Annotated in this window: 11 protein-coding genes; 6 read left to right on the top strand and 5 right to left on the bottom strand. The window is 57.5% G+C overall.

Annotation, left to right across the window (positions count from 1 at the left end):
* On the bottom strand, positions 1-1,730 hold a 1,730-nt coding region (locus CG50_RS11655), incomplete at its 3' end, for a recombinase family protein (RefSeq protein WP_036638516.1).
* A gap of 39 nt (positions 1,731-1,769) precedes the next feature.
* Between CG50_RS11655 and CG50_RS17310 the strand changes: the two genes are divergently transcribed.
* From CG50_RS17310 to CG50_RS16600, 6 genes are all read left to right on the top strand, one after another.
* Positions 1,770-2,003, top strand: a complete 234-nt coding sequence (locus CG50_RS17310; RefSeq protein WP_036638514.1) for a hypothetical protein — start codon at positions 1,770-1,772, stop codon at positions 2,001-2,003.
* Between the two features lie 290 nt (positions 2,004-2,293).
* Positions 2,294-2,596 carry a hypothetical protein gene (locus tag CG50_RS11645; RefSeq protein WP_036638513.1) on the top strand — a complete coding sequence of 101 codons (303 nt, stop codon included), beginning with the start codon at positions 2,294-2,296 and terminating at the stop codon, positions 2,594-2,596.
* The gene (locus CG50_RS11640) at positions 2,593-3,024 is read left to right on the top strand and encodes a PIN domain-containing protein (RefSeq protein ID WP_036638511.1); all 432 of its coding nucleotides are present in this window, start codon (positions 2,593-2,595) and stop codon (positions 3,022-3,024) included. Before CG50_RS11645 ends, CG50_RS11640 begins: the two co-directional genes overlap by 4 nt.
* A 36-nt stretch (positions 3,025-3,060) precedes the next feature.
* The gene (locus CG50_RS11635; protein WP_036638519.1) at positions 3,061-3,843 is read left to right on the top strand and encodes a DUF5131 family protein; all 783 of its coding nucleotides are present in this window, start codon (positions 3,061-3,063) and stop codon (positions 3,841-3,843) included.
* A gap of 27 nt (positions 3,844-3,870) precedes the next feature.
* Positions 3,871-5,139, top strand: a complete 1,269-nt coding sequence (locus tag CG50_RS11630) for a three-Cys-motif partner protein TcmP (RefSeq protein WP_036638509.1) — start codon at positions 3,871-3,873, stop codon at positions 5,137-5,139.
* Positions 5,136-5,702 carry a restriction endonuclease gene (locus CG50_RS16600; protein WP_245615707.1) on the top strand — a complete coding sequence of 189 codons (567 nt, stop codon included), beginning with the start codon at positions 5,136-5,138 and terminating at the stop codon, positions 5,700-5,702. The genes CG50_RS11630 and CG50_RS16600 overlap by 4 nt, the downstream gene beginning before the upstream one ends.
* On the opposite strand, the gene CG50_RS11625 is transcribed toward CG50_RS16600, so the two are convergent.
* From CG50_RS11625 to tnpA, 4 genes are all read right to left on the bottom strand, one after another.
* A complete protein-coding gene (locus CG50_RS11625; RefSeq protein WP_036638507.1) occupies positions 5,703-6,305 on the bottom strand; it encodes a plasmid pRiA4b ORF-3 family protein in 603 nt (200 codons plus the stop codon).
* The gene (gene tnpC, locus CG50_RS11620) at positions 6,302-7,969 is read right to left on the bottom strand and encodes an IS66 family transposase (RefSeq protein WP_036638505.1); all 1,668 of its coding nucleotides are present in this window, start codon (positions 7,967-7,969) and stop codon (positions 6,302-6,304) included. Before tnpC ends, CG50_RS11625 begins: the two co-directional genes overlap by 4 nt.
* A gap of 59 nt (positions 7,970-8,028) precedes the next feature.
* Positions 8,029-8,379, bottom strand: coding sequence for an IS66 family insertion sequence element accessory protein TnpB (gene tnpB, locus CG50_RS11615; protein ID WP_036638503.1), 351 nt, complete (start codon positions 8,377-8,379; stop codon positions 8,029-8,031).
* A partial coding sequence (gene tnpA / locus CG50_RS16595) for an IS66-like element accessory protein TnpA (protein WP_081880405.1) occupies positions 8,376-8,798 on the bottom strand: 423 nt, incomplete at its 5' end. The genes tnpA and tnpB, both read right to left, overlap by 4 nt.

Below are 8,798 nucleotides of genomic sequence, written 5' to 3'. Positions count from 1 at the left end.
GCAGGTTCAAATCCTGCCCCCGCAACCAACGATAATTGCGAAATCTCCGTAGGCCCCGCCGCGGAGGTTTTTGCATTCTTATTCCCATTCCGCCGAGATCGTCTGTTGCGCCCTCCCGCAACCAACGATCCCTGCGATAGCAGGTTGTCAAAAGCCTCGGCCTCCGAAAGGAAGTCGGGGTTTTTCTTTCCTGCAGCAAAGCGCAGGATGGCACCCAGATCTCCACGCAGCACAATGGCAAGTTCGCCGTCCTCCGGGATAAGGGTCACCTGATCCACAAGGGAACGAAACACCTCGGCAGCTTGTGCTCGCTCTTCTTCGCGTTGGAGATTCTCATAGAGCTGGCCGATCCGATCCTGGTAGATCTGCGCCATGTTCGGGTGCAGCAAGGGCGGAGGCTCGTCGGCATTGGCCAAGAGTTCGGTTAGTTCGGCTTTGCGCGTCTCAAGCTTCTCGGCCTTGTCCTTCAGCTTGGCTGGCGGAAATCCCTGCAAAATGGCATCTACCATTTTGTCCAGCTCCCGATCAGTGCGCTCCAGCTCACTCTTCCATACTTCCAGATCAGCTCCGCGTTCCATGCGAAGGCGGTTTACCTCCTTTGTGAACTCGGTACAGAATTCCTTAAACAGTTCAGGTTCCATCAGATGCTTCCTGAGGCCGTTCAGAATGGAAGCCTCTAGTGCATCGCGTCGGATGTTCACTCGGTTGTCACAAGTGCCCTTGTTGCGGGCCGTTGAGCACCCCATGAGGTCTTTCGAGATCATCGAGTATCCCCCTCCGCAGCAGCCGCATTTTATCAGCCCCCCGAACAGGTGCTTTGGGCGACGCCGGTTGTTCATAGGGTTTGAACTCTTCTCGGATTTGTCAAAGGCAAGGCTGGCTTGCCGCGCCTTCACGGCATCCCATAGGGACCGGTCAATGAATGCGAGCTCCGGCACCTCCTGAACGACCCATTCGCTCTCCGGGTTTGGGCGCGAGACGCGCTTGCCGGTATCCGGATCCTTCATGTAGCGCAGGCGATTCCAGACCAGCTTGCCGATATAGAGCTCATTGTTCAGGATACCTGTGCCACGCTTGGGGTTTCCGTGGATTGTGGATGGCCCCCATTCTTTGCCTTGCGGCCCAGGGACGCCCTCACGATTCAGCGTCATGGCAATGGCGCGGGAGGACTTGCCTTCAAGATAATCCTTGAAGATGCGCTGGATGATGCCTGCCTCGGCGGTGTTGATCTCCCGGTGACCGCGCTCGTCCGGATCGGCGGTGCGTACGACGTTATATCCGTAGCAGAGACCGCCTCCGGATTTTCCGCTCTCAACCCGGCCGCGCAGGCCACGGCGAGTCTTGTCGGCGAGATCCTTGAGGAACAGCGCGTTCATTGTACCCTTAAGGCCGACATGCAGATGCGTGACCTCGCCTTCGGAAAGGGTAACGAGCTTCACATCAGCATAGGACATGCGCTTGAAGATACCGGCGATATCTTCTTGGTCCCGGGAGAGTCGGTCCATCGCCTCTGCGAGGATCACGTTGAAGCGGCCGTGTGTGGCATCGGAGATTAGGGCCTGAATGCCCGGACGGAGCAGTGAGGCGCCCGAGATTGCATGGTCCGAGTATTCCTCGACGATCTGCCAGCCCTGCTTCTCGGCGTAGAGCCGACACATCCGGAACTGATCTGCGATCGAGGCGTCGCGCTGATTGTCGGACGAATAGCGAGCGTAGAGCGCGACCTTCATACGGCGGCCTCCTTACTTGGGGAGGCGGTCCTGTTCAGAATGGGCCGTCTCGGCGTTGACAAAGTCGCGGGCGGCCTGACGGGCCAAGAGGCGGACCAGATCGCGGAGGCGGGCATCAGGCTCGGCGCCCGCGAGACACGCGGCGTCGGTGTCCGCCGCTTCGACGGAGAGATGCAGCGTCTCCGCTTTGGTTTGTCGCTGTCGTGCCAAGAGGTCGCCATCCGTTTCTCGCGCGTAGAGGTGCGCAAGACAAAGATTGACATTTCGAAGTGATCTCTCAAGGGAAAATAGTATGGAATAACAGCGTGTTGGCGGTGTCTCCGGCGCATTGCGTCGTGCCGGATCGTAGAAACGGATATAGCCTCGTCGTGAATAACGGCGGGCAAAATCTCTATTGTCTGTTTGATCGCGATGTACATCTAACCCATGCTGCCTTGACGTCGGACCCTGTGGCACATTCCGGGCTCGCGTCCATCTTGGCGTGGCTGCTTGCTCATCGGCACGGCAGTTGAAAAGCCAATGTTTCTTGGTATATATATCCTGATATAGCATGGAGATCGGCGATGAGCAACGCTGCACAGAAACGAGCGATCAAGAATTACCGCGCGCGCCTGACACAGCGCGGCTTCAAGCGTTTCGAAGTCATGGCTCTCGAGTCCGACCGCGAACTGATCCGCTCGCTTGCTCGCCGTTTGGCCGAAGAGGGGCCGGAAGCGGAAGAGGCGCGCGCCGCGGTGAAAGCTGTTGTGGCGGAGGAGCCGCCGAAGCCCGGCAATATTCTGACCGCCTTGCGCCGTTCGCCCCTGGTTGGAGCTGAAGTCGATCTCTCGCGCCCGCGCGATGAAGGGCGAAGGGCCGATCTGTGAGCCGTTATCTTCTAGACACCAACATCATCAGCAATATCGTCAAGCCGAAGCCATCTGAGTCTCTGATGAAATGGATGGCAGCTCAGCGGGATGAAGACCTCTTCATCGCATCGCTGACCATAGCCGAAATCCGACGCGGCATTCTGGAAAAACCACGTGGCAAGAAGCGCGATGCACTTGATGCTTGGTTTTCAGGGCCGGAGGGCCCGCAGGAGTTGTTCATGGACCGAATCTTGGCCTTTGACGACAAGGCTGCCTTGATATGGGCACGACTTATGGCGGACGGGACATCTGCGGGCCGCCCACGGAGCACGTTGGATGTGATTATCGCCGCCGTCGCGGGAGCCAACGATTGCGTGGTGGTAACAGAAAACGAAAAAGATTTCTCCGATATCCAGTTCATCAACCCGTTACGCGGTACTGACTGATGTGCTGCCGGAACGATGAATGCGCGGGAGGCCGACATGGCTGAAACACAGATTGAATGGACAGATGCCACGTGGAATCCGGTCGCGGGGTGTTCGATCGTTACAGCCGGCTGCACCCATTGTTACGCGATGGAAATGGCCAAGCGGCTCGAAGCGATGGGTGTCCAGAAATATGCAGGACTAACTCGCAAGACGGGTCGGAGGACCGTTTGGAATGGAGTCGTGCGTGAGGATCGGCAGGCACTGACGATTCCCCACAGATGGCGCAAGCCCCGAAAGATCTTCGTTAACTCGATGAGTGACCTCTTCCATGACCAGGTGACTGATGAATTCATATTGGACGTTTGGCAAGTCATGCGTGAAACGCCACGCCATAACTACCAGATTCTGACCAAGCGTCCCGAGCGTATGGCAGAGTTGGTCAGCGGCCGCATCGGAGAGGTCCTGCCCAACGTTTGGCTTGGTACGAGCATCGAAAACGCTGAAGTCGTTGATCGCATCGAAGACCTCCGCCGGTCACCTGCAGCGATCCGCTTCATTTCTTTTGAGCCGCTGATTGGTGCCGTTGGCGCAATTGATCTTCAGGATATTCACTGGGCGATTGTGGGCGGCGAAAGCGGAAAGTCCGCCCGTCCCATTCGCGAAGAATGGATTGATGAAATACATGCCCAATGCCTTACGGCAGGGACGGCATTTTTCTTTAAACAGTGGGGAACTTGGGGCAAGGACAACAAGAAGCGCTCGAAGAAGGCCAACGGGCGAGAATATCGTGGACGCACCTGGGACGAAATGCCTGCCGCCCCGCAAGCGGTTGTGTAAGAGTTTAGAGATAGGCGGGGAGGCAACATGGTAGAAAAACGATACGAATGGGCAGATGGCGCGAAGCTCGAAGAGCATTCGCGGCGCAAACACAAGATTCTTCGTGAGTACGTCTTTGATTATCTTACCGTTCGCTGCAAATTACCCCAACAGGAACGTTTCAGGCTTGCAATAGTCGATGGTTTTGCTGGTGGGGGGCGTTACCAGTGCGGAACGCCCGGGTCCCCGCTGATTTTCATTGAAGAACTCAGGCGCGCGACTGAAGCGGTCAACACACAGCGGGCGGCGCAAGGTTTGGGCGCTATTGAGGTCGAGTGTCTTCTCATTTTTAATGATGCCAGTCGGGATGCGATCGAACTATTGAAGACCCATGTCGCGCCACTGCAGGCAGATATCGCGGAAACATGCCCGAAGCTGCATCTTCGCGTGGAGTACCTGAATGAGTTCTTCGAGAAAGCTTACCCGAAAACCAGGGCGTTGCTGGAGCAGGGCCGTTATCGAAGCGTATTGTTCAACTTAGACCAGTGCGGGGATAGCCACGTCGAGCGTGACACGATCGTCGACATCATGCGGACCTATCCAGCGGCTGAGATCTTCTACACGTTCATGATCAGTTCTCTGTTGGCCTTTTTGAAAAAGGACCAACCAGATCAACTCACTGCCCGACTGGACTATCTTGGGCTCAAGACCGCCGATATCGGTGAACTGAACGGGGTCATGAGTAAGAATGACTGGCTCGGCACGGCTGAAAAAATCGTTTTTGACGTCTTCCGGAGATGCGCTCCCTATGTAAGCCCGTTCTCGATTAATAACCCTGGTGGCTGGCGGTATTGGCTCATTCACTTCGCCAACGCTTGCCGTGCGCGGCAGGTCTACAACAACATCCTGCATGACAATGCAACGATGCAGGCACATTTCGGTCGGTCCGGCCTCAATATGCTGTCTTATGATCCGCGGCATGACGAAGGCATGCTCTATCTGTTCGACAGTAATGCCCGTGCGTCCGCGAAGAGCCAACTCCTGGGAGATATTCCGCGTCTTGTGACTGAGACTGGTGATGCGATGCCCGTCATGGATTTCTACGAGAGCATCTACAACGTCACGCCTGCTCACGCCGATGACATTCATACGGCGATTATCGAGAACCCGGATCTTGAAGTCATTACACCTGCAGGCGGTGAGCGACGGAAAGCAAACACGATTGGGGTCAATGATGTCATCAAGGTGAAGACACAGCGCAGCTTCTTCCCGATGTTCCTCGATGCCGGTGCGAACGGAAAGCGTCGCAAAAGATGAGCGCCAGCGAAGGCCAAGACCCTGAATGGCGTGAATTCGAGCGTTTGGTTGCGCGAATAGAGGCTGATGCAGACCCCGGAAATGTGACTGTTAACTCTCCTGATCGTATCAGATGTAAGATTACAGGTCAGCTACGAGAGGTCGACGCAAGTATCCGTACGCGGATTGGAACCGCCGAAGTCCTTTTGACGATCGAGTGTCGGCGAAGGACTGCAATTCAGGATGTCACCTGGATCGAGCAACTGGCCGCGAAGAAAAAGGCGATTGGTGCAGATCGTACGATCGCGGTGAGTGCGTCTGGTTTCACCGACAGTGCCCGGAAGGTCGCCGAGCAAAGCGGTGTTTCTCTTCGAGAGCTCTCGGAAATCGCGAGTGAGGATGTCAATTCATTGCTGAAGGTAGACTTCGTGCTCTTCTGGCACAAAGCGTGCGCCATTTCACGAGTCGGTATTCGAAAATTTCGCTCGCTCGATTGGAAGATGCCAGAGCCGTCGGATGTTGACTGTACGCTACCCGAGGATACGGGTAAGCATCCGCCGAAGGCCGCAGCCGTGCTATATTGATCAGAGGCTTCTGGGTGCGGCTTTTGGTTTGCGTGGCTTTGGTGCCCATTTTTTGGCGAGGCGCTCGAAGTTGTCGAGGATATGGCCGATCTCTGCCTCGTCGGGGTCGAACTTTCCCCCATACCATTCCAGCATCCGGTCGTGCTCTTCGTGTTCAGGGTCGGCCATGGCTTCGAGGAAGTCGGCGTAGCCCGGGAAGCCACCCACATCTTCAGGGGGACAAGCACCGATGGCCCTGACAAGGCGTGGGTAGTCTGCACCCGGCATGGCATCATCGATTTTCTCGACCTTGATCACATGGTGCCAGTTGTCGCCAAAGTCGTAGATGTAATGGATGGTCTTGGTCCCGACATCTTCGAGCACGTCAAGCAGGCTGGTTTTGTTGGCGGGCAGCGGGCCATCGTAATAGCCGTCAGGATCGGGCACCCCCCAGCCGACGCCACCAGCCCGGAACTCATAGAGGTGACTGTCAGTCCATCCCATGGCGGCCTGGATCACCTCGTGCAGGCGGTTCAGCTTGATCTTGAGTGGCACATCGAAGCGTCGCAGCACCTGAGGTTCGACGTCGGACAGTGTGACCTTGAGGCGCGCGACCAATGTCATGCGGCAATCCTCTTCAAATCTGTTGTCGTCTTCCAATTCCAGGGCAGCAATTCAAGCACCCGTGACGCGGGCATATCCGGCAGCCGCGCCAAGACATCGGCCATCCAAGCCTGCGGATCGATGTCGTTCATATTTGCCGTGACGATGAGGGTATACATAAAGGCCGCCCTGTCACCACCGCGCTCGGACCCTGCAAATAGCCATGACTTTCTGCCCAACGCGATGCCGCGCAGGGCGCGTTCGGCAGCATTGTTCGTCAGGCAGAGGCGGCCGTCATCAAGGAATGCGGTGAAGGCTTCCCAGCGACCTGCGCCGTCGAGCATGTAATTGATCGCCTTGGCGACAGGGTTGTGCTTTGACATCCGGGCCCGCTCGGCCCGCATCCAGTCATGCAGATCGTTGACCAGCGGCACAACCCGCTGCTGGCGGACCTCGTGACGCGCTGCGGCTGACAGGCCGTTAATCTCACGCTCGATGGCAAAGATCGCATCAATCCGCGTCACAGCGTCCAGCGCGATGGGCGAGATTTCCTCTGCCACCTTTTTGCCCTTACGGGCGATGGCCTTGATATCGGCCAATTCAAAAAACTTGCGTCTTGCATGGCTCCAACACAGCGCAGAACGCACCGGACCTGGACTGCGATCTGCCAGATACAGGTCATTGTAGCCGCCATAGACGTCCGATTGCAGCACGCCATGCCATCCAGTCAGATGCCGGGTTGGATGCTCCTTGCGACGATCTGTCGAGAACTTGAAGAGGGCGGCAGGTGGCGCACCCCCATCCCAAGGACGGTCATCGCGCACGTAGGTCCAGAGCCGCGCCGTCTTAGTGCCGCCGCGGGCCAGCAGCGGCACGGTCGTGTCATCGCCATGCAGACGGCCGCCGTCCAGCACGTGACGCTCGATTAGCGCATGGATCGGGGCCAGTGCCACACAGGCATGACCGATCAGATCAGCCAGAGTGGACAGGCTAAGCTCAATCCCCTCCCGTGCGATCCGTTCGGATTGCCGGTTCAATGGCTGGTGCTGTCCATATTTGTCAAAAGTGATCATCGCGATCAACTGCGGCCCTGCCCAACCGCGCGGAATGGCGTGGAACGGGGCCGGCGGCTGGCTGATCTTTTCGCAGGCCCGGCAGGTGAACTTCTCCCGCACTGTCTGGACCACCTTCCACTGGCGGGGGATCACTTCAAGCGTCTCGGTGATGTCTTCGCCCATCTTCACGATCCGGTCGGAACCACAGCAGGTGCAGCTGGTCGGCGCCTCGACCACAACACGCTCACGCGGCAGATGGTCTGGAAAGGGTTTGCGCACCGGTTTACGCCGCGTGAAGGCGCGCACCGTGCTGGTCGTGTCCGCAGCAGCGGCCACTTCAGCCGCCAGCGCATCCTCGGTGGCAGCTGCTTCCAATTCTTCAAGCTGCAATTCCAGCTGATCAATCAGCCGTGCGCGACGCTCGGAGGAGATGCCGTATTTGTCCCGCCGCAGCTTGGCAATCTCCAGCTTCAATTCCTTGATCATCGCTTCAGTGCAGGATGCCAAGGCGCGGGCCTGCGCCAATTCGGCTTCCGCCGCCTGTGCGCGGGCGTGTGCAGCCTCAGCCGAGGCAGTCTGCGCAGCAAGTGCGGCGCGCAATTCGGCGATTTGCAAGGCGGCATCTGACATGGCAGATGCCTATCATGAACACGGCGAAAGGCCAATAAAAACAGGCGCTGCTGTGCAAATTATCCAGCCCTTTCAGGCCTTTGCGTCCAGCGCGGGTTCCTCCAGTCGATCCCTTCCAGAAGATAGCCGAGCTGGGCTGCGGAGATCGCTACCGCCGTGCCACCCTGGCTCACAGGCCAAATAAACTTGCCTGCCTCGAGGCGTTTCACATACAGCGACATGCCGACCCCATCATGCCACAGCAATTTTACCAGATCACCTTTGCGACCCCGGAAGCAAAAGATCTCACCCGCATGCGGATCACGCCCAAGACCCTGCTGGACCGCCAAAGCCAAGGTGTTCATTCCACGCCGCATGTCCGTCACGCCACCTGCAATCCACACCTTCGCGCCAGCCGGAAACGCAATCATGGCCGCACCATCAAGCCATTGAGCAGATGCGCAGCAGCCTCCATGTCAAAGCCGGAGGGGATCGTCACACGACACCGAGGGCCAAGGTCGATCGTCAATACAGGCGCTGGCGGCGCTGGAACATCATCAGGGCCAGAACAGTCTGCTACCTGAAGGACGCGCAAAAATTGCGGCATAGCCCCAAGCAGCCCATGCTTGTGCCTATATCGCCAATCGTAAAGCTGTGATCGCGAAATATCATGGCGCCGCGCGACCTCAGCCAAAGTCACGCCACCGCCATGACTTTCCTCAACGATGCGGATTTTCTCGTCATCCGTCCAACGCCGACGACGGCCGGTATCAGAGACCGACAAAACTTGAATACGGCGAGTGTCTTCGTGTGCGTCCATGAGGACACTCGATAAACGTTCAGCCCGCTC

This window comes from Paenirhodobacter enshiensis (genome assembly GCF_000740785.1).
Taxonomy (GTDB): Bacteria; Pseudomonadota; Alphaproteobacteria; order Rhodobacterales; family Rhodobacteraceae; genus Rhodobacter; species Rhodobacter enshiensis.
This window is presented reverse-complemented; position numbering and strand designations above follow the sequence as displayed.